Raw genomic sequence first — 18,161 nt, forward strand, 5'->3', positions numbered from 1 at the left:
GATGGATGTCGACGTGCAGCCGGTCGTCGACGGGCTGGGCCGGCGGATCGGCGAACAGGCCGTCCGCATCGCGATCCTCGAAGCGCAGCTCGCAGCGTTGACCGCCGAGCTCGCACGACTCCAGCAGACCGACCGTGAGGTGGACCGATGAGCACCAGCTTCCCGACGTCGCTCGACACGCTGACCAACCCGACGTCCGCCGACTATCTCGACACCGCGGGCGTCCTGCACGACGAACAGCACGCCAACGCCAACGACTCGATCGAAGCCCTCCAGGCGAAGGTGGGCGTCGACTCCTCAGCGGTGACGACGTCGCACGACTACAAGCTGCGGGTGGCGAACGCCTGGAGCGGCGTCATCTCCGCCGGCAACGTCAAGCGCGGGACGGGCTCGCCGGAGGGGGCGGTCACCGGCAACGTCGGCGACATCTACATGCGAACCGACGGCGCCGCCGGCACCGCCTTCTACGTCAAGGAGAGCGGCACGGGCAACACCGGCTGGCGTGCCCTGACCGACGACGTCGCCAAGAGCGTGGTGACGACGAAGGGCGACCTGATCGTCGCGACAGCGTCGGCGATGCCGGCCCGCCTAGCCGTCGGCACCGACGGCTACGTCCTCAACGCCCGCGCCTCCGCTACGCCGGGTGTCGCCTGGCGGGCCCTCACCTCCTGGCACTCCCACACGTTCGCGATCCCCGGGACCATCGACGCCGGCACCTACAAGGTGCCCTTCTTCGTGCCCGTCCACACGGGGACGACCGTCAAGCTGGTGTCCTGCCGGCATCGGATCAACGGCGGCACCAGCGCCACCTGCAAGCTGACGATCAACGGCTCGGACGCCACCGGGTTCACCGCCATGTCGGTCACCACGTCCAGCGGGCACACCGACCCGGCGGACGTGGCGCTCGCCGACGGCGACCTGATCGCCCTCGTCGTCACCGCCGTCGACGCCGCACCCACCGACCTGACCGTGTCACTAATCCTCGAGACGACGTACATCTGATGTCGTACGACAGCGAGGTTCTCGCCGACTCGCCGTGGGGCTACTGGAAGCTCCAGGACGACGTGGTCGACAGCAGCGGCAACGCCCGCGACGGGACGAAGGGCTCGAACGTCGCCTATGCGGACGGCCCGCAGACGGGGACGCGTGGGATCGTGCCGGGCGGCGGCACGAACAACACGAACGACGTCGTCGTCTGCCCGCTGTTCAACGTGTCGTCGGGCGGGACGTTCACGGTGGAGGCGTGGGTGTACGTGCCGGACACGACCGAGTCGGGCGGCTGGGTGGCGTCCGGCCCGGTCGACGGGGTGTCGTGGGTGTTCGGCGTCGGCAGCGGGGCGACGTTGCCGTCGTGGGGTGGTGGCGGCAACGAGTCCCGCATGTACGCGTACGCGATCGGCGACTACGGCAAGACGACCGACTTGGGGTCCGGCTGGCTGCACGTCGTCGACGTGGTCACCGCCGGATCGTGGCTGCGCTACGTGGACGGGTCGGCGCCGGACGGGGCGACCGGGCTCGGTTCGACCGGCACGCTCGCCACGGGTGATCTGAGGATCGGCGGTGTCGCCCACACCGGCAACAACGCCATGCTGTCGAACGCCTGGCGGGTCAGCCGGGTCGCGGTCTACACGACGGCTCTCGCCAGCGGCCGGGTGTCCGCCCACTACGACGCCCGCACGGCGATGATGCCCGCCGCCGGCTACCACATGGTCATCTGATGGCCGACGACCTGGCGGTGGGCAGGCTGACGGTCGTCGACGGCGCCGACATCCTCGCCGGCGATGTGACGCTGCTCGCCGGGTCGCTGCGCGTCCTCGTCGGCGGCGTCGAAGCGGCCGACGGGACGTCGACGTTCACAGCGGCCCGCATCGGCTACCTGGCCGCCTTGCCGGACGACGAGCCGTTGCAGGTGGCGGGCCGGCTGCTCGTCGGCCAACCGTTCGCCGGGTCCGGTGTGGTCGGCGGGGACGTGCAGACGTTCGCGACGTCCGGCCACGCCGCCGTCGAAGGCACCCTGCGCTGCGACCTGCTCAAAGCGCAGACAGCCATCCAGGTGGCCGGCGTGCAGGTGGTCGGCCCGCAGACCGTCGGCTGGGTCGCCGCCGACGAGGCCGAGACGGGCCGGGCGCGGGCCGGGTTCGTCCCTTCCACGGTGACGACCGCGAACCTGGCGAAGGTGCTCGCCGCGCTGATCGACGACCTCGGCGCCCACGGGCTGCTCGACGTCGTCGCCTACGGCGAGACGCCCTCCGGCGCACCCGAAGGGTTGGGTGTGCCCGCCAACTGGTCGGTGACCGTGTCGGCGAACGTCGCGGCGTTCGCGTGGCTGGCTGTGGCCGGGGCGACCGGCTACGACGTGGAGGTCGAACCGACCGGCGGCGGTGACGGGTCGTCGCAGTCGACTGTCGAGCTCGGCCTGACCGTCGCCCTCGCTTCCGGCACCGAGTACCAGGCGCGGGTGCGGGCGGTGGACGCCACCACGTCGGGCGCATGGTCCGACTGGGAGACGTTCACGACGGGCGTCGCGTCCTCCTGGTTCGACTGGCAGTGGACCGACTACGGCTTCAGCTTGGGCGACTTCTCCTGGTCGCTGAACCTGGGTGGCTACAACTTCTACAACAGCGGCCCGTCGACGAAGAATCCGTACGGCTAGGAGGCCATCTCATGACGACCGCATATCCGGGCGCGCTCGACGCGTTGACGAACCCGACGGCGGCCGACCCGCTCCACAGCCCGTCGCATTCGGCGCAGCACGCCAACGCCAACGACGCCATCGAAGCCATCCAAGCGGAGCTTGGTGTCGCACCGTCGGGCGCCTATGCGACGGTCGCGGCCCGCTTCACGGCGGAGGTGGCGGCGCCAGTCACGGCGCACGGCACGGTCGGTGCCACCGAAACCGTCTCGGCCGCGACCGGCCTGCACACGTTGACGTTGGACGAGGCGTTGACGTTGACGTGGGCGGACCTGGCTGCCGGACGGTCGTGGGTGCTGGACTTCACGCAGGACGGCTCTGGTGGCAACTCGATCACCTGGCCGGCGGGCATCAAGTGGGCGGGCGGCACACCGACCCTGCCGACGACGGCGGCAGCCAGGTTCGTGGTGCAGTGCTATGCGACGGGTGCGACCGACGCGTCTGTGGTTGGCGTGTACGTCGGGGCCTTGTCGTGAGGCTGCTCGGCTCGGCGGTGTCGCTGCCGACGGCGAACCTGCGCCACTGGTGGGATGTGTCGAACGCCTCCTCGTTCACGTTCGGGGTCGGCACGAAGGTCGCCCAGTGGAACGACCTGATCGGCGGCAAGCATTTCGTGCAGGCGACCGAGGCGGCCCAGCCGGCCCGCACCGGCACGCAGAACGGGCGGTCGACGCTGGTGTTCGGCGGCGATCCGGTCCACATGACCGCGGGCGCTCTCGCCGACTGGAAGTTCCTGCACAACGGCGACGAATACACGATCATGGCCGCCGTCAAGTTCGGGACGGTCGCCAACCCGGAGGCCATCTACGGGCTTATGGGGACGACGAGCGGGAACTCGGCTCTTGTGGGCGTCGAGGTGCGGTACGACGACCGGGTCGCGGCTGGGAACAACATGCTGCTCCACCAGGTGTCGTGTGGGTCCGTCGGGTTCTACGCCGTGTCCTACCAGCCGGCCAACGTGTGTACGGCGGGCGCTTGGCATGTGCTGTTCGTCGGCGCCGACCCTGACAATGCGACGGCTTCGTCACGCACGGCCCTGCGGGTCGATGGTGGCGCCGCCTTGGCATCCAACGCGGCGTCGACGGCCGTGTCGACGGCCAACCCGGCCGCCGTGTTGCATCTCGGGTCGGTCGCCGGCCCGTCCCTCTACATGGTCGGCGAGGTCGCCGAACTGCTCATCTACACCGGCATCCTGTCGGACGCGGTGCGCGATCAGGTCGAGGTGTACCTCGCCGCCAAGTGGGCGATCACGGTCGCATGAGCCGATGGTGGGCGGCGCTGCTCCTGCTCGCCGCCTGCCAGGCCGCCGTCACCCATCCGGTCCGACCCGGCCCGGTCAGCGTCGAAGTCGTCGAAGCCGCCGGGCCGCTCTGCTCGCACCAGACCATCTCCCGGGCCATGGTCGACGGGTTGGACACCAGCCGCGTCGAGGTGCGCTGGACGGTCATCCCCACGTTGGACTGCCGCCTGCCCTGGCCCGCCCTGCAGCAGGCCCTCGACCGGACGACCGCCGACGTGGTCGCCGTCCCGTACGGCAGCGAGGACGGCGCCGGCTGGCTCGACCTGCCGCCGGGTCCGCTCGTCTTGGCGGCTGCCGGCAACCGGCCCGGCCCGCCCATGAACCCAGCCGCCGACGTGGTGGCGGTGACCGCCGCCTGCCAGGGCGCACAGTGCCTGTGGGCGGCGGACGGCGACCTGCTCGCACCCGCCATGGTGGGCACGGTGTGGGGCGCCACGTCCGGCGCGACCGTCGCCGCCGCCGTGTGGGCCGCCGACCAGGCGGCCCGCTGCCAGACGATCGAGCTGCCACGGGCCGTCCACCCGGCGCTCCCATGCCCATGATCCGAGACGGCCAGTGACCCCGATCGCCGGGCCGCCCCGAGCCACGGCCGGCGAGGCGGCAGCGTGGGCTCACACCCGCGGCGCGCACCCCCTCGTCGACGGTGTCGCCCCGCTCTACTGGACGTACGCCCCGCAGATCGGCATCCGCCCCGAGGTCGCCTTCTGCCAGGCCATGCTGGAAACCGGCTGGCTGACGTTCGGTGTCGGCACAGCCGACGGTCGAGGGGTCGACGCCGGCTGGCACAACCCGTGCGGGCTGAAGGTCGCCGCTCCGAACCCGGCGGCGCATCCCGACGCCCCCGAGCAGCACCAGCGGTTCCCGACGTGGGAAGCCGGGGTGCGCGCCCACCTCGCGCACCTCGCCGTCTACGCCGGGCTGAAAGCCCCGCCCGGCTGGGCGGCGCCCCGCACAGCCGCCCCGTGGTTCCGCAGCGACCGCTGGGGCAAGGCGACCACCGTCGAACAGCTGGGCGGCCAGTGGGCGCCCTCCCCCGGCTACGGGACCCGCCTGGCCGTGCTCGTCGCCAGCCTGGCCGACACCACCCCACCAGACGAGGAGCAGCCCGTGGTCCCCGGCCTCACCCTGATCACCCGCAGCCAGATGGGCTGGCCGGCCACGGCGGCCGCACCCATCGACCCGCAGCGCCTCGAGCACTTCGCCGTCCACTACTCGACCGGCCGGACGCTCGGCGGGCACTCCGACTCGACCGGCGACATCGTTGCCTGGTGGGCGAACATCCGCGGCTACCACATGGGCCCGGAGCGGCGCTATGTGGACGTCGCCTACAACTGGGCGGTCGCCCGCCACCCCGACGATCCGGAGCAGGCGATCATCCTCGAAGGACGCGGGGAGGGACGCCAGGGCGGCCACACCCTCAACTGGAACTCGAAGGCTGTCGCCGCCTGCTTCCTCGGGGGCGACGACCCGGCCGTGTGGGATACGACCCCGGGGGTCGCCCGGGCGTTCGACTGGCTGATCCGCCTGCGCGAGTTCGTGACGCTGCGCCGCCCCCACCTGTCGGTGCGAGGCCACCGCGAGTTCCCCGGCCAGTCGACGTCGTGCCCGGGCGACGAGCTGCTGCGCTGGCTGCACGCCGGCCGGCCTGTCGCCCCCTACCCGGGCGTCGGCACCGCCGGCTTCGGGACTGTGCCCGTCCTCCCCCCGGCGGCCGCGGGGCAGCCCACGTTGCGGCGGGGTGACAGCGGGCCGGCCGTGACCCTCCTGCAGCAGCGGCTCGTCGTGCACGGCTGGGGGCTGCTCCTCGGCCCGGTCGACGGCCAGTTCGGCCGGCGCACCGAAGAAGTGGTCCGCCACCACCAGTACGCCAACGGCCTCCCCGTCGACGGGGTGTGCGGGCCGGAGACGTGGGGCACTCTCCTGTGACGGCCACCCTCGCGGTCGCGCAGGTGTCGGAGGGCCTCATCGTCCTCGCCCTGTCCACCATGGCCACCGTCGCCGTCGCCCTCGTCGGCTACGCGTTGAAGAAGAGCGTCGACCTGACCGCCGGCCTGGCCCGGGTCACCGCCGTCATGGAACGACTCGACAGGGAGATCGAGGCGCGCCACGAGGACCACGAACGGCGCCTCTCCATCGTCGAGCAGGTCCTCGTAAGCCGCCTGCCGGTGTTCGACAAGGCGAACATCGGCCTCGAACCGCTGGTGCCGGCGTCGCAGCAGCCGGACCCGACTGAGACGGCGGTGCCGCACCTTCGGGGAGGCCAGCATCCGTGACCGACACCCGCACGATCCGACTGGTCGTCCTGTTCCTCGGCGTGGCCACGCTGCTCGGGATCAGCGCGATCGCCAGCCTCGCGTTCACCGACCATCCGGTGCCCGAGTCGCTGACCACGCTGACCGGCACGACCGCCGGCGCGCTCGGCGCGCTGCTCGCCTCGACCCGCAGCACCCCGACGCCGTGAGCGGCTGGACGGCCGGCTGGCTGCTGTGGGCCGTCGCGCTCGCCGGGACGTTCGCCGGGCTCGAATGGCGGGCCCTCCGCGCCCGACGCGACGTCGACGGCGACGGCCACACCGACCGGACCGGCACGACGCTGTCCGAGCAGGTGTGGTGGCTGCGCCGCCGCCACCCGATCGCCGTCCGGATGGCGCTCGGCGGGTTCCTCGCCTGGCTCGCCTGGCATCTGACCCTGGGAGGACCACCATGAGCGACCGCGACGACCAGCCCCGCACCCCGCCGACCGTCGACGTCGCCGCGCTCGCCCAGTGCGCGTCCTGCCTGCGCGACGTCGACGAGCCGGGCCCCGACGACGTGTGCGCCTCCTGCTACCGGCCGTCCGATGCCTGACCGCCGAGACGTCGTCCACGTCCGCCTGGCCCGCGACGGAGGGTTCTACTGGCGGCGCTGCGACGGCCACAACGGCCTGGAGAAGTCCCGCTCGTCCGAGACGTACGCGCGGCGCAGCCACGCCCTTGACCAGGCCATCCGGCTGAACCCGGACTGCGACGTGATCTTCGACTCGCCCGGCACCGACAACGGCCCGTAGGTTCCCGCAACGGCCCCCAAGTTCCCCTGCCCCCACCCCTGGCACCCGAAGGGCAGGACGCACAGCACCCCCCAGCCTCCGGGTTGGGGGGTGCCTGCGCGTCTAGAGCAGGTTCAGCAGCCAGCCGTTGACCGGGCTGTCACCGGCAGCGGCGAACAGGGCGCAGCAGACAGCGACCACGACGGCAAGCAGCACCATCGGATGTGCGGCCGCACCTTCGCCGATCTTGTCGAAGGTCATCCTCATGCCTCTGGTATGCACCCGACCCGGGCGAGAGTCAAGAACGTTCAGGCGGCGAGCCGGACGGGTAGACCCTCAACCGCCTGCCGACCCGCCACCCTCGACCACTGCGCGTACAACGCAGCCATCTCCAACGACTCATGCCCGAGCAGCTCCTGCACCACCCGCAGGTCATGGCACTGCGCGTACAGGTTCGTCCCGAACCAGTGGCGCAGACTGTGCGCCGAGTCCGAGACGCCCAACGACCGCAGATACCAGTTCACCCTGCGCGACACCTGCGACGGCGTGAACGGCTGGCCGTCCGACCGGACGAACAGGCGGCCCGAGCCGGGCAGTCCGGCCGCCCGCAACGCCATCAGCACCAGCGGATGGGCGGGCACGATCCGCTCCCGGCCGCCCTTGCCGCACACCCGCAGAACCGGCAGCCCACCCGAGTCGGCCACGTCGCCCCGCTCCAACCCGGCAACCTCAGCGCAGCGCAGCCCGGCGTACGCCATGAGCAGCAGCCACGCCCGCATCTGCGGGTCGGCCAGCCGCACGGCGACGTCCAGGTCGGCGTCGCCGATGGGACGTGGCAGCCCACGGCGCACCCTCGGCCGGACCACACCGACCGTCGGATCGGCCGGGCAGGCGCCCACGTCGACCGCCCACCGGTAGAAGCCGTGGAGCGTCGAGATGAGCCAGCGGCGGTAGCGGGCCGACGGGACGCCACGGCCGGTGACGTCGTGGCGGCTGTCCAGCCAGGCTTCGACGTCGCTGTTGGTCGCCGCGCACGGGCAGCCGTCGAGCCACCGCTGCCATGCCCGCAGCGTGTCACGGCGCCGTTCTATGGTGCTGACGGTGAGCCCTCGCCGCCGCTCCCACTGTTCGTAGCCGACGAGCAGGTCGCTGGTGCACATCCCACCCTCCCTACCTCTAGTTTACGACCGAACAGGCGACTTGACGGTGTTGCGCTGGTCGTATAGAAAGGTCCCATGACGCAGCAGCAGGAGGTCAAGCGGTTGCGGGAGCTGGTAGCCGCCGAGGTGCGGGCGACGATGGCCCGCCAGCAGGTCACGCAGGTCATGTTGAGCCACGACATGGACCGCAGCCAGGCGTTCCTCAGCCGCCGGCTGACCGGCGAGGTCGCCTTCGACTTGGACGACCTGGAGCTGATCGCCGGCCTGCTCGGCGTGCCTGTGGCTGATCTGTTCCCGCCGGCCCTGTTCAGAAGTTCGAGTTTCTCGCATGACCGGCGGACCGCATGAGCAGGTGGCTGGTGGTGAGGCCGGACCGGCGGGTCGTCTGCCGCACTGAGCAGGCCGTCGCCCTCGCCATCAAGACGAGCCCCGGTCTGGTCCGGGTGGTCGAGCTGGACGTCGTGACCGGCGGCGGAGGCGCGCACGGCAGCCGTCCCGCCGCCGGTCAGGGCGCCCGGCCGATGGCCTCCTCCTCGTCCCCCGGGGCGAACCACCGGGCCGGGCGCCCACCCGCCTGAACACAGCCAGAACCCCCGCCGCCCAGCGATCCAACACGAAGGGCGACGGGGGTCCGATGACGAAAGGGATTCTAGATGACCGACGCCAGCGGGGAGCACGCCCCCCGGGCGCAACGCGACCTCGACGACATCGTCATCGACCCCACCATCTACCCCCGCAGCGCGGTGGACGATGCGACGGTCGAGCGGTACGCCGACGCCATCAGCGTCGGCGACACCCTGCCGGCCATCGTCATCGAGCGCGGCACCGGCCGCATCCTCGACGGCAGGCACCGCCTCGACGCCCACCGCGCCCTCGGACTGGCTCAGATCGACATCGAAGAGGTCGACGTGCCAGCCGGCATGACGGCCAAGCTCTACGCCGCGTCGCTCTCCGCACGCCACGGCCTGCCGCTGTCTGACGGGGATGCCCGGGCTCTCGCCCGCGACCTGTACGACGCCGATCCTGACACCTCGGTTGTCGCTGTTGCCAAGGCTCTTGGTCGTGCTCGCAAGACGGTGGAGGGCTGGGTTGCCGACATCGCCGAGACCCGGCGCCAAGCCGAGGCCCGCCAGCGCGAGGTCCGCCGCTACGTCGCCCTCCTGCTGGTCGAGGCCGGCTGGACCCAGGCCAAGGTCGCGGAGCACCTGGCCCTCGACCGCTCGCGCATCAGTCAGATGGTGAGTGAGGGAGATGTCGCCCTCATTCAACTGGACGAGGGCGTACTGCGCGACGCGGTCGCTGCCGCTCCCATCGACGTCTCAGCCATCGCCGAAGGCTGGCGTCACGCCCGCCTGTTCGCCCACTGGACCGACAGCGAACGCGACCTCCTCAAGCGGCTCCGCTCCGGCGAGACCGTCGTCGTCAACATGCACGACAGCGGCCACCCTCGCCTCTGGCGCTGGGCCGAACAGGCCGGCCTGGCCGCCCGCATCGACCGGCGCACCGAGTTCGGCAACCCGTTCCTCCTCCCCGGCGACGGCGACCGGCGCACCGTCTGCGACGCCTTCGAGACCCACTACTGGTCCCACAAGCCCAGCCTTCACGCCAAGATCGCCGACCTGCGCGGCAAGGCCCTCGGCTGCTGGTGCGCCCCGGCCCGCTGCCACGGCGACTTCCTCGCCGACGTGGCCGAAGGGATCACGCCGTGATCCTCGAGGACTTCGTGATGCTCGGCAAGACGGTCCCCGAACCGAAGAGCGACGGGCGCGTGTTCGTCTGCTCGGCCGGCTACAGCGACGAGCTGCGCGGCCTCGTCCGCATCTACCCGCTTGGCCGTCATGCCGCCCCGAGACGCTGGAGCGTCAACACGGTGCGCCTGGAGCGCAACCCGGAGGATCACCGCGCCGAGTCATGGAAGATCGCCGGTGACCGGACCGCCGGTGCTCACGAACGGATCAACGAGGGCTTCGAGTCCGTCGGCCAGTTGGCCGAGCGTGAGCGTCCACTGCGGCTCAAGAGGACTGTGGTCTCCTCGATCGCGGAGGCCAACGCCAGGCGCCTGTCGCTCGCCATCATCGAACCGACCGAGGTCGAGCTCTTCTTCGAGCACAATCCCGACTCGCCCGACTCGCCGCAGTTGCGCCTGTTCGAGGCGGGCGCGTCTGTCGTGTCGGGCGCCAAGCGGTTCCCGTTCATCCCTCGTCTGCACTTCCACGATGAGGACGGCGAGCACCAGTTGATGCTGCGCGACTGGGGCTGCTTCGAGTTCATGCGGAAGAACGGTGACGACCGTCGGTTCGGCCTCGTCGAGGCGCTGCACCTCGACGGCACCGTTTCGCTGCTCGTCGGGAACCTCAACAACCAGCGGACCGCCTGGCTGGTCATCAGCGTCTTGCGTGGACTCCGAACCGCAGACCAGCCGCCCCTGCCCCTTGAGATCGGAGCAACCGCATGACGACCGATGACACGGCCCGGCTGGTGGAGGCGCTCGACAGGCTGGCCGGCCAGGGCATCAACGGTGAAGCGTTGCTGCTCCACCAGGCGCATGTGGCGCTCTGCGCTTACCGGCGCTACGAGCAGATGGCCGGCGACGATCCCGACTTGGCTGCGGCGTGGGTCGACATGACCTCGCGCAGCGTCACCTACTGGGCGCTCGTCGACGGCGACGAGGTGGCGTCGTGAACCGGCCCACGCTCGATGATGCTGCGGGCCGCACCCTGGTGCGTCTGCCCGACGGCAGGGCCGCCCGCCTCGCTGTCCTCCCGGTGCGGGCCGGGCAGGTCGACTGGCAGCGCAAAGCCCGGGTCATCCTCCCGTCCGGTGCGTGGCTGGCCGTGCCGGCCTGGCAGCTGGAGGTCGTCGATGTTGACGCGTGACGCCGACGGCTACGAGGACCTCGACCCGCAGCTGGCGGACAGGACGTGGTGCAGCGTGCACCGGCTCGCCAAGGTGCCCGTTGAGCAGTTGGACTCGGGCCGGCCGTTGCACCTGCCGGACCCGACCGGCGGGCCGACCGTCTGCGCCCGCTGCTGGTTCGACGCTGAGGACGCAGCCCTGCGCCCGCCGCCCGTGGAGCCGCCCGGCGACACCGACTGCGTCATCTGCGGCGCCGACACGCAGGGCTGGGGCTACTGCCCGCGCTGCGAATACGACGAGGACGACAAGCGGTTCGACGACAGGAGCCCACAGTGAACCCGGAGCAGGCCGCCAAGCTGCGAGCGCCGTTCCCGGCAGGCCAGGTCGGCCGCTTGGACCGTGGCCGCGGCGTCGTCCTCGACTACGTCGGTCACGGCGCCGTACGCAGCCGACTGCTCGAGGTCGACCCGGGCTGGCAGTGGGAGCCCGTCAGCTGCGACGAGCACGGCCTGCCACGTTTCGACGTGAACGACCGTGGCCTGCCGGTCGGCCTGTGGATCAGGCTCACGGTGTGCGGCGTCACCCGGTTGGGCTACGGCTCCTGCCCGGCCGGGCAGATCGACAGCCAGAAGGTGCTCGTCGGCGACGCCATCCGCAACGCCGCCATGTCCTTCGGCGTCGCGTTGGACTTGTGGATTCGAGGGCAGGCGGAGGACGACGAGCATGTCACCCACGGTGTCGTCGTCCCGGACGTGCTGCCTGCCGCGGAGCCGACACCGGCGCAGGTGCTGGCCCACACCATCCGCCACGAGTTGGACGCCGGGCAGCGCGACGCGTTGAAGGCGTGGTGCGCCCGGGAGAACATCCCGGCGGTCGTCGCGAAGATGTCCGGCCGGCAGCAGGAGCGGGTCGCCAAGCTGATCGTCAGCGGCGACCTCGACCGGCTGGCTGTGGATGCCACGACGACGGTCGCGGCGCCGCAGGAGACGACACGGGCGCCGGAGACGGCGGCGTGAGGCAGGAGCCGCTCGACCTGCTGGGCATGGCGCGGGCCTCCGATCCGGACACGTCGCACGAGGCGGCCCGCCGTGCGCAGGTGCGGGCCGGGACGAACCGGGCCCGCGCCCTCGTCGCCCACTGGTGCAGGCGTTCGGGGCTGACGGACTTCGAGCTGGCCGACGTGTGCCGGTCGGGGCAGACGTCGATCGGCAAGAGGCGCGGGGAGCTCGTCCGTCTGGGTCTGGTCGAGGCGACCACCGGCCGGCGGCCGTCCCCGACGGGGAGTCCCGCTGTGGTGTGGCGGATCACGCCTGAGGGCATCAGCGAGGCGGAACGCCTCATCGAAGAAGGAGTCCGACCGTGAACCCGGTGAAGATCAGCGGGGCGCCCCGCTCCGACAAGCGCGACGGCCTGGCCCATCTGGCCCACCTGGAGCTCGACGACGAGCTGATCGTCGTCGCCCGTGTGCGGGTGGCGCAGGTGACCGAGAAGACCAGCGACGACGGGGAGACCATCCGGACGTTGACCCTCCACCCGATCGAAGTGGAGGCCATCGACGACCTCGACGAGTCGAAGGCGCTGCTCGACCGGCTGCGGGTCCTGCGGGCGTTGCGCTCCGGGCAGGACGGCCTGCCGTTCGACCCTGACACCGGGGAGGTGCGGTGAGTCTCCGTTGGGGTTGGCCTCGGCAGGTGGTGAAGGCGGCGCCGCCGCGGCTCGACCCGACCGCCGTCGAGCTGCGCCTGCGGGCCGACCTGGCCCGCTTGGAGGGGGAGCTGACGGTCGCCAGGGCCGAACGTGACCTGGCGGTGAGCAACGCGCAGGGGTGGCAGCGGCAGTGCGACGCCATCTCCGGCGCGCTGGTCGAGGCGCGCCGCTCGGTGTGCACCCATGGCGCCGACATGGTCCCTCGGGCCCAGGCGGTTGCCCTGGCGGCAGAGGTGGAGCGGCTGCAGCGCCTCGTCGAAGTGCCGCGGGTGACGCCGTGAGGCCGCTGGTGGCGGTGGCGACGCCGTTCACCACCGGACTGCTGGCCGACCTGGCCGACGTACTGAGGCATCGCCGTATGGCCGACGAGATCGTGGTGCTGGTCGAGGTGCTGCCGGACGGCAGCGGCCGGGTGCTGCTCGCCGTCGACGACGACCAGCCGGCAGCCGAAGACGAGGTCCCGCCGTGGGTCGCGACGTCATCGGCCTCCAGGGCGTCGGCGACGCTGGCGGATCAGGTCGCCGCCGAGATCGAGGCCGCCGTCGCCCCACCCGCTGTCCCGTCTTCTGTCCCGTCTTCTGTCCCGGCGAAGAAGAAGCCGGCGAAGCGTCAGCCCGCCCAGGGCGGTACGTGCCCGGAGTGCGAGGCGGGGCCGTTCACGCCGGTCGGGCTGGGTGTGCACCGGGCCCGCAAGCACGGCGTGAAGGGAGCCACCGTGCGGCCCGCCGCTGCACCCGGCTCCGTAGCTCAACTGGAGAGCGCCGGCCCAGCAACAACGGCCGGCGATGCGGGTTCGAGTCCCGTCGGAGCCACTGCGGGCGGGCTGGGATACGGCTGGCCGCTGCCCGTCCCAGCGAAGCAGCCGGGCCCGGTGCTCGACCTGCCAGAGCTGCGACTGGTGGGCCGGCACTCCGACCGATCTGGCCCGCCACGCCCAGCGCGCCCACGGCCGGCAGCTGCGCCCTTCCGAACGGCGGCCGGTCACCGGCGACGAGCTCGACGACATGAAGGCCAGCCGATGACCGGCCTGGCGAGGCGGGGCCGCTGGCAGCTGCGCAAGGCCCGCCGCGCGGTGCTCGACCGTTCGGGCGGGGCGTGCGAAGCGCGGATCGCGAGGGCGGCGTGCACGGGCCGCGCCGACCACGTCCACCACGTCCTGCCCCGCTCCGCCGGCGGCGGCGACACCCCCGAGGGCCTGCTGGCGGTGTGCCGCCGCTGCCACGACTGGATCCACGCCCACCCGGCGTGGGCCCGCCAGGTCGGCCTGCTCCGCTCCCGATGGGAGGCACAGTGACGAATCTGGCCGCTCACGTCACCGAGCGCGACTGGTCGGGCCTGGTGGTGAGCCTCGCCCAGCTGTGCGGCTGGCACGCCTACCACACCCTCGACTCGCGGGGCTCCGGGTACGGCTGGCCTGATCTGGTGCTCGCCCGCCCCCCCGAGCTGCTCGTCGTCGAGCTCAAGAGCGAGAAGGGGAAGGTCACCGCCGCCCAGCAGGACTGGCTGGACCGGCTCGCCGGCTGCGGCGTCGAGGTCGCCGTGTGGCGCCCACGCGACTGGGGTGAGGTCGAGGCGCGCCTCCGCCGTGCAACCCAACCCGGACGGCACGACGGTCACATTCCCGACGTCCGGGGCTCCGAGAGGCACGCTGTGATGGCCTGGGAGACGTTCGTGGCGGCCGTGGTGCTCCTGGCCATGTCGATCGTCCCAGCGGTCGTGTGGACCCTGTGGGACCGTGTGCGGGGCGACGAGTGAGCACGCTGACCGAGTCGGAGGCGTGGGCGCAGGCGTCCGGGATCGCCCAGTCGCTGCGCACCGCTCTCGACGACCGCGGCCTCCCCCTGCCGATCGCCGTCGACCGGCCTGTCCCCGGCGTCGACCGCGAATGGCGGGTGTTCGTCACCTGCACCCCCGCCGAAGCCGAACGGCTCGTCGAGCTGCTGAGGGGGGCGTGATGGGCGGCTGGTGGCGGGTCGAGGCGGCCACCTGGCTGGCGATGGGGATCGCGTGGGGGTGGCTGGCCCGCAGCGTCCGCCAAGCCCACCTCGACCAGCGGCGGCCCGCACGGCGGCGCCCATCGCACCTGGAGCCGCTCACCGAAGCGACGCCGCGTCTGCGGCTCGTACCCCCCGAAGAAGGAGACGTCGCATGACCAAGATCCGGGCGGTGCTCGCCGCCGCAGCCCTACTGCTGCTGTCCGCTGGTTGCACGCCACGCGAGGAGTTCCTGGAGACGACCCGGCTGCTCGGCGCGTCGCCGCAGGAGCAGGTGTGCTGGGATCGGATCATCACCCGCGAGTCGGGCGGCGATCCGACGGTGACCGGTTCGGCCGGCGAGCGGGGCCTGGTGCAGATCCACCCGGTGCACCGGTCGTGGCTGGGCGGCTGGTGGGACCGGCTGTACAGGGGGCACGAGGCCTCGGTGAGCTGAAGGCGGCGGTAGGCGGGGCGGTCCCGTGGAGGGAGAGGCTGCCCACAGGATGGGCTCGACGCCACATGAACGGCCTGCGAAGCGATCGTCGGCGGCGGAGCGATGGTCCGTCGTCCCGTCCTCGTCGGGCTGCGGCCCGGGCCGCTCCTGAGAAGAGCAGACCGAATGAGGCCCTGACCGTTGCCGCTGCGGCGGCCTACTGGTCGCAGGCCACCGGCTACGGCGGCGCCGTGTACGACAGCGACTTCGAGCCGGAGTGCCTGCTCGAAACCTTGCCCGCCCATGCGCCGGCTGATCGCCGACGACGCGTTGAGGGCGCTCGCCGCCCGGGACTCCGGCCCCCGCGACACAGGGCACCGGCACTGGCTCGAGTACATGCGGCTGTTCGACCTGTGGTTTGCCGCTCTCGACGCCGAAGCGGAGCTGCGCTGATGGGCAGCGACAACCTCTCGGCCCTGTTCACCTGGCGGTCGGCTGTCGTCGAGTCCGACCTGGCGTCGACCACCCGCCACGTCGCGCTGACGCTGTCGCTGCACATGAGCGAGCGGGGCGACTCGTGCTGGCCGTCCGTGCGGACCTTGGCCCGCGAGACCGGCCTCGACGAGCGCACCGTACGCGGCCACCTCCACGTGCTCCTGGAGGGCGGATGGTTGGAGCGGGTGGCCCGTAACGGCGGAGAGTGGTCGGAAGGGCGCCCGGCCCTGTACCGGGCGACGCACCCAACCGCGGGTCCTGCACCCGCGGTCGACGAGCCAGACAACCCCACGAACCGCGGGTCCTCCACCCGCGGGTCCTCCACCCGCGGGTCCTCCACCCGGTCAACCGCGGGTCCTGACGCGCCAACCGCGGGTCCTGCACCCGCGCGTACTGAGGACGACAAGAGGACGTCAGTGAGGACGTCATCTCTCGCGCAGGTTGCGACGGAGCGTCGCGATCCGACGCTCCCTGTCGGCTTCGACGCGTTCTGGTCGGCCTACCCGCTGAAGGTCGGGAAACGCACCGCGCTCCGCGCGTGGCAGAACGCGCTGAAACGCGCCGACCAGCACACCATCCTCGCCGGCCTCGCCAGAGTCGCCCCACACTTCAAGCCCGGCTTCACCCCCCATCCGACGACCTGGCTCAACCGGGACGGCTGGGACGACCAGGTCGTCGCCCACGAGCTCGCGGGCAACCTCCAACGCCTCGAAGCGCTCCGAACGCCGCCCGGCACGACACTCCACTCCGAGGGCATGGTCTCCTACGACGCGCCGGCGGTGAAGTACCTGTGACGCTCAGCGACGACGACCGCCGCCTGCGGGCCATCGGCGTGCTCATGGTCGCCTGGCCGCACCTCGACTGGCCCGAAGCGACCGTCACCCTGTGGGCCGGGTTCCTCCGAGAGTTCAGCCCGATCACCATCGAACGGGCCGCCGAGCGTGCCGTCCGCAGCGAGGAGCGGCTCCCGTCCATCGCCAAGTTCTGCGGCATGTGCGAGAGCCTCACCCCACGCGACCCGGCCGGCCCGCCGCCACCCAGGCTGCCTGCCGGCCCGTCCTGCCCGCCCGACGTCGCCGCCCAGTGGATCGCCACCATCCGAGGCCAGCTGCGAGGAGCGTCGGGCCCGCTGGCCCGCAACCTGAGGGAGAGCCTGTGACCGTCGTCGGAGCGTCGTTCGCCGTGTCCTGCCCGCGGTGCGCCGGGCCGCTCGACTGGGTCAACACCGGCCAGCCAGCAGACGCCGGCACCCGCACCACCAGCATCGTCCGCTGCCAGCCCTGCCGCATCGAATGGCAGATCACCGCCACCCTCCGACCGGTCCACCAGCCGTGACCCAGCCCGACGACCTCACCCGCCTCGCCGGCTGGCTCGCCGACCAGCAGGCCACCGTCGCCGCCCGCATGGCCCAACTCGTCGCAACGATGCGCGCCGCCCAACCCGGCATCCGCGCCCGCAGCTACGACAGCCCGCCCATCAGCGGCACCCGCCCACACGCCTACCCGCCCGACATGCTCGAACGCGACGAGGTCGGCCAGGACATGCGCCGCCTACGCCAGGCCCTCGTCGCCCAACGCCGCCAGCTCGACGTCGCCCTGTTCCTCGCCAGCAAGTACCTCGACCCGCCCGCCCCGCCACGACCACAGGACCGCGGGCTGTCCAAGTGCGCCAACGCGTTCGGCTGCCCGGACGACGCCTGGGCCGAACCCGGCCGGGCCGGCAGGTGCTACGCCTGCTGGCGCCACCGACGGGCGCAAGCCGTCGACCGGCGGGCTGTGACCAACGACCAGCCGCACGCCTTGCCTTGACTTGACAAACGCGTCGTGCAAACCTCTAGGCACCACCCGACTGTCCCAGCCACAGCCCGGGCGGAGCACCGACAGCCCACCACGATTCCGGGAGAGCCACAGGCCACCCCGGCTGGTGGGCTGTCACGCGCAGGAGGAGCAGCCCATGCCCGTCGCACGCACACCCAACGGCCGCCCCATCCCCAGCATCACCCTCCACCCCCGCGGCATCACTGCCACGCAGACCGGACGGGCCAACGTCGCCCGACTCCCCAACGGACGGCCGCTCCCCGTCGCACGCGCAGCCAACGGACGGCCACTTCCAGGCGGCCGCACCAGCCCCATGCCCACCGTCACCCCCGCACCCACCCGCAGAGGCGCCACCCTCGGCACCGGCAGCACAGCATGGACCCCCGGCAGCACCGCCACCCCACGCCCCCGCCCCGCCACCAACTACGGGCTCGGCACACGCCGCAGCGGACGCGGCCTGTTCAGAGCCTGATGCCACGCGCACCACAAGTCTGCCCACACCCCGGCTGCCCCCACCCCACCCCCTGCCCCACCCACCCCCCGACACCCTGGAAGGGCAGCACCCGCAGGCTCACCCTCCCACCAGGCTGGGACAAACTCCGGCAGCGCATCCTCAACCGCGACCGGCACACCTGCACCCGATGCGGCCAGCCAGCCAGCCAGGTCGACCACATCAGACCGCACTCGACAGGCGGCACCGA

Annotated in this window: 34 protein-coding genes and 1 tRNA gene; 33 read left to right on the plus strand and 2 right to left on the minus strand. The window is 72.0% G+C overall.

Annotated features, from left to right (window positions below; translation table 11 throughout):
• Nucleotide 1: 1 nt before the first annotated feature.
• The 13 genes from IPM45_18070 (at nucleotide 2) to IPM45_18130 (ending at nucleotide 7,037) form a co-directional block, all read left to right on the plus strand.
• The gene (locus IPM45_18070) at nucleotides 2–151 is read left to right on the plus strand and encodes a hypothetical protein (GenBank protein MBK9181422.1); all 150 of its coding nucleotides are present in this window, start codon (nucleotides 2–4) and stop codon (nucleotides 149–151) included.
• A gap of 584 nt (nucleotides 152–735) precedes the next feature.
• The gene (locus IPM45_18075; protein ID MBK9181423.1) at nucleotides 736–1,002 is read left to right on the plus strand and encodes a hypothetical protein; all 267 of its coding nucleotides are present in this window, start codon (nucleotides 736–738) and stop codon (nucleotides 1,000–1,002) included.
• Nucleotides 1,002–1,718, plus strand: a complete 717-nt coding sequence (locus IPM45_18080; protein ID MBK9181424.1) for a hypothetical protein — start codon at nucleotides 1,002–1,004, stop codon at nucleotides 1,716–1,718. The genes IPM45_18075 and IPM45_18080 overlap by 1 nt, the downstream gene beginning before the upstream one ends.
• Nucleotides 1,718–2,653: a fibronectin type III domain-containing protein gene (locus IPM45_18085; GenBank protein ID MBK9181425.1), complete on the plus strand. Its 936-nt coding sequence runs from the start codon at nucleotides 1,718–1,720 to the stop codon at nucleotides 2,651–2,653. The genes IPM45_18080 and IPM45_18085 overlap by 1 nt, the downstream gene beginning before the upstream one ends.
• An 11-nt stretch (nucleotides 2,654–2,664) precedes the next feature.
• Entirely contained in the window at nucleotides 2,665–3,168 is a 504-nt protein-coding gene (locus tag IPM45_18090; protein ID MBK9181426.1) for a hypothetical protein, read from the plus strand.
• Entirely contained in the window at nucleotides 3,165–3,953 is a 789-nt protein-coding gene (locus IPM45_18095) for a hypothetical protein (GenBank protein MBK9181427.1), read from the plus strand. Before IPM45_18090 ends, IPM45_18095 begins: the two co-directional genes overlap by 4 nt.
• Nucleotides 3,950–4,534, plus strand: coding sequence for a hypothetical protein (locus IPM45_18100; GenBank protein ID MBK9181428.1), 585 nt, complete (start codon nucleotides 3,950–3,952; stop codon nucleotides 4,532–4,534). Before IPM45_18095 ends, IPM45_18100 begins: the two co-directional genes overlap by 4 nt.
• Before the next feature lie 13 nt (nucleotides 4,535–4,547).
• Complete coding sequence (locus IPM45_18105; protein MBK9181429.1) at nucleotides 4,548–5,918, plus strand: peptidoglycan-binding protein; 1,371 nt, start codon at nucleotides 4,548–4,550, stop codon at nucleotides 5,916–5,918.
• Nucleotides 5,915–6,265, plus strand: a complete 351-nt coding sequence (locus IPM45_18110; GenBank protein MBK9181430.1) for a hypothetical protein — start codon at nucleotides 5,915–5,917, stop codon at nucleotides 6,263–6,265. The genes IPM45_18105 and IPM45_18110 overlap by 4 nt, the downstream gene beginning before the upstream one ends.
• Nucleotides 6,262–6,453 carry a hypothetical protein gene (locus tag IPM45_18115; GenBank protein ID MBK9181431.1) on the plus strand — a complete coding sequence of 64 codons (192 nt, stop codon included), beginning with the start codon at nucleotides 6,262–6,264 and terminating at the stop codon, nucleotides 6,451–6,453. Before IPM45_18110 ends, IPM45_18115 begins: the two co-directional genes overlap by 4 nt.
• A complete protein-coding gene (locus IPM45_18120) occupies nucleotides 6,450–6,698 on the plus strand; it encodes a hypothetical protein (GenBank protein MBK9181432.1) in 249 nt (82 codons plus the stop codon). The genes IPM45_18115 and IPM45_18120 overlap by 4 nt, the downstream gene beginning before the upstream one ends.
• Nucleotides 6,695–6,838, plus strand: a complete 144-nt coding sequence (locus IPM45_18125; GenBank protein ID MBK9181433.1) for a hypothetical protein — start codon at nucleotides 6,695–6,697, stop codon at nucleotides 6,836–6,838. Before IPM45_18120 ends, IPM45_18125 begins: the two co-directional genes overlap by 4 nt.
• Nucleotides 6,831–7,037, plus strand: coding sequence for a hypothetical protein (locus IPM45_18130; protein ID MBK9181434.1), 207 nt, complete (start codon nucleotides 6,831–6,833; stop codon nucleotides 7,035–7,037). The genes IPM45_18125 and IPM45_18130 overlap by 8 nt, the downstream gene beginning before the upstream one ends.
• Nucleotides 7,038–7,139: 102 nt before the next feature.
• Here IPM45_18130 and IPM45_18135 read toward each other — a convergent pair whose 3' ends face one another.
• Nucleotides 7,140–7,277: a hypothetical protein gene (locus IPM45_18135; protein ID MBK9181435.1), complete on the minus strand. Its 138-nt coding sequence runs from the start codon at nucleotides 7,275–7,277 to the stop codon at nucleotides 7,140–7,142.
• Between the two features lie 47 nt (nucleotides 7,278–7,324).
• Nucleotides 7,325–8,176, minus strand: a complete 852-nt coding sequence (locus tag IPM45_18140; GenBank protein MBK9181436.1) for a tyrosine-type recombinase/integrase — start codon at nucleotides 8,174–8,176, stop codon at nucleotides 7,325–7,327.
• Nucleotides 8,177–8,251: 75 nt separating this feature from the next.
• Between IPM45_18140 and IPM45_18145 the strand changes: the two genes are divergently transcribed.
• The 20 genes from IPM45_18145 (at nucleotide 8,252) to IPM45_18240 (ending at nucleotide 17,451) form a co-directional block, all read left to right on the plus strand.
• Complete coding sequence (locus IPM45_18145) at nucleotides 8,252–8,524, plus strand: helix-turn-helix transcriptional regulator (protein ID MBK9181437.1); 273 nt, start codon at nucleotides 8,252–8,254, stop codon at nucleotides 8,522–8,524.
• A gap of 305 nt (nucleotides 8,525–8,829) precedes the next feature.
• On the plus strand, nucleotides 8,830–9,885 hold the full coding sequence (locus IPM45_18150) for a DUF4326 domain-containing protein (protein ID MBK9181438.1): 1,056 nt from the start codon (nucleotides 8,830–8,832) through the stop codon (nucleotides 9,883–9,885).
• A complete protein-coding gene (locus IPM45_18155) occupies nucleotides 9,882–10,631 on the plus strand; it encodes a hypothetical protein (protein ID MBK9181439.1) in 750 nt (249 codons plus the stop codon). The genes IPM45_18150 and IPM45_18155 overlap by 4 nt, the downstream gene beginning before the upstream one ends.
• Entirely contained in the window at nucleotides 10,628–10,858 is a 231-nt protein-coding gene (locus IPM45_18160) for a hypothetical protein (protein MBK9181440.1), read from the plus strand. The genes IPM45_18155 and IPM45_18160 overlap by 4 nt, the downstream gene beginning before the upstream one ends.
• Nucleotides 10,855–11,052, plus strand: coding sequence for a hypothetical protein (locus IPM45_18165; GenBank protein ID MBK9181441.1), 198 nt, complete (start codon nucleotides 10,855–10,857; stop codon nucleotides 11,050–11,052). Before IPM45_18160 ends, IPM45_18165 begins: the two co-directional genes overlap by 4 nt.
• On the plus strand, nucleotides 11,039–11,368 hold the full coding sequence (locus IPM45_18170; GenBank protein ID MBK9181442.1) for a hypothetical protein: 330 nt from the start codon (nucleotides 11,039–11,041) through the stop codon (nucleotides 11,366–11,368). The genes IPM45_18165 and IPM45_18170 overlap by 14 nt, the downstream gene beginning before the upstream one ends.
• A 188-nt stretch (nucleotides 11,369–11,556) precedes the next feature.
• Nucleotides 11,557–12,048 (plus strand): hypothetical protein, encoded by a 492-nt coding sequence (locus tag IPM45_18175; protein MBK9181443.1) that lies wholly within the window; start codon nucleotides 11,557–11,559, stop codon nucleotides 12,046–12,048.
• On the plus strand, nucleotides 12,045–12,395 hold the full coding sequence (locus IPM45_18180) for a hypothetical protein (protein MBK9181444.1): 351 nt from the start codon (nucleotides 12,045–12,047) through the stop codon (nucleotides 12,393–12,395). Before IPM45_18175 ends, IPM45_18180 begins: the two co-directional genes overlap by 4 nt.
• The gene (locus IPM45_18185) at nucleotides 12,392–12,697 is read left to right on the plus strand and encodes a hypothetical protein (protein MBK9181445.1); all 306 of its coding nucleotides are present in this window, start codon (nucleotides 12,392–12,394) and stop codon (nucleotides 12,695–12,697) included. The genes IPM45_18180 and IPM45_18185 overlap by 4 nt, the downstream gene beginning before the upstream one ends.
• A gap of 26 nt (nucleotides 12,698–12,723) precedes the next feature.
• Nucleotides 12,724–13,020 carry a hypothetical protein gene (locus IPM45_18190; GenBank protein MBK9181446.1) on the plus strand — a complete coding sequence of 99 codons (297 nt, stop codon included), beginning with the start codon at nucleotides 12,724–12,726 and terminating at the stop codon, nucleotides 13,018–13,020.
• 455 nt (nucleotides 13,021–13,475) lie between these two features.
• Nucleotides 13,476–13,551: transfer RNA gene (locus IPM45_18195), tRNA-Ala, on the plus strand.
• Nucleotides 13,552–13,757: 206 nt separating this feature from the next.
• Nucleotides 13,758–14,033, plus strand: coding sequence for an HNH endonuclease (locus IPM45_18200; GenBank protein ID MBK9181447.1), 276 nt, complete (start codon nucleotides 13,758–13,760; stop codon nucleotides 14,031–14,033).
• Nucleotides 14,018–14,494, plus strand: coding sequence for a VRR-NUC domain-containing protein (locus IPM45_18205; GenBank protein MBK9181448.1), 477 nt, complete (start codon nucleotides 14,018–14,020; stop codon nucleotides 14,492–14,494). Before IPM45_18200 ends, IPM45_18205 begins: the two co-directional genes overlap by 16 nt.
• Nucleotides 14,491–14,694 carry a hypothetical protein gene (locus IPM45_18210; protein MBK9181449.1) on the plus strand — a complete coding sequence of 68 codons (204 nt, stop codon included), beginning with the start codon at nucleotides 14,491–14,493 and terminating at the stop codon, nucleotides 14,692–14,694. The genes IPM45_18205 and IPM45_18210 overlap by 4 nt, the downstream gene beginning before the upstream one ends.
• Before the next feature lie 193 nt (nucleotides 14,695–14,887).
• Nucleotides 14,888–15,169 (plus strand): hypothetical protein, encoded by a 282-nt coding sequence (locus IPM45_18215; protein ID MBK9181450.1) that lies wholly within the window; start codon nucleotides 14,888–14,890, stop codon nucleotides 15,167–15,169.
• Between the two features lie 282 nt (nucleotides 15,170–15,451).
• Entirely contained in the window at nucleotides 15,452–15,601 is a 150-nt protein-coding gene (locus IPM45_18220) for a hypothetical protein (GenBank protein ID MBK9181451.1), read from the plus strand.
• Nucleotides 15,601–16,437: a helix-turn-helix domain-containing protein gene (locus tag IPM45_18225; protein MBK9181452.1), complete on the plus strand. Its 837-nt coding sequence runs from the start codon at nucleotides 15,601–15,603 to the stop codon at nucleotides 16,435–16,437. Before IPM45_18220 ends, IPM45_18225 begins: the two co-directional genes overlap by 1 nt.
• Nucleotides 16,434–16,802 (plus strand): hypothetical protein, encoded by a 369-nt coding sequence (locus IPM45_18230; GenBank protein MBK9181453.1) that lies wholly within the window; start codon nucleotides 16,434–16,436, stop codon nucleotides 16,800–16,802. Before IPM45_18225 ends, IPM45_18230 begins: the two co-directional genes overlap by 4 nt.
• Nucleotides 16,799–16,978, plus strand: a complete 180-nt coding sequence (locus tag IPM45_18235; GenBank protein MBK9181454.1) for a hypothetical protein — start codon at nucleotides 16,799–16,801, stop codon at nucleotides 16,976–16,978. Before IPM45_18230 ends, IPM45_18235 begins: the two co-directional genes overlap by 4 nt.
• Entirely contained in the window at nucleotides 16,975–17,451 is a 477-nt protein-coding gene (locus IPM45_18240; protein ID MBK9181455.1) for a hypothetical protein, read from the plus strand. Before IPM45_18235 ends, IPM45_18240 begins: the two co-directional genes overlap by 4 nt.
• Nucleotides 17,452–18,161: the final 710 nt, after the last annotated feature.

The organism is Acidimicrobiales bacterium, assembly GCA_016716005.1.
GTDB lineage: Bacteria > Actinomycetota > Acidimicrobiia > Acidimicrobiales > JADJXE01 > JADJXE01.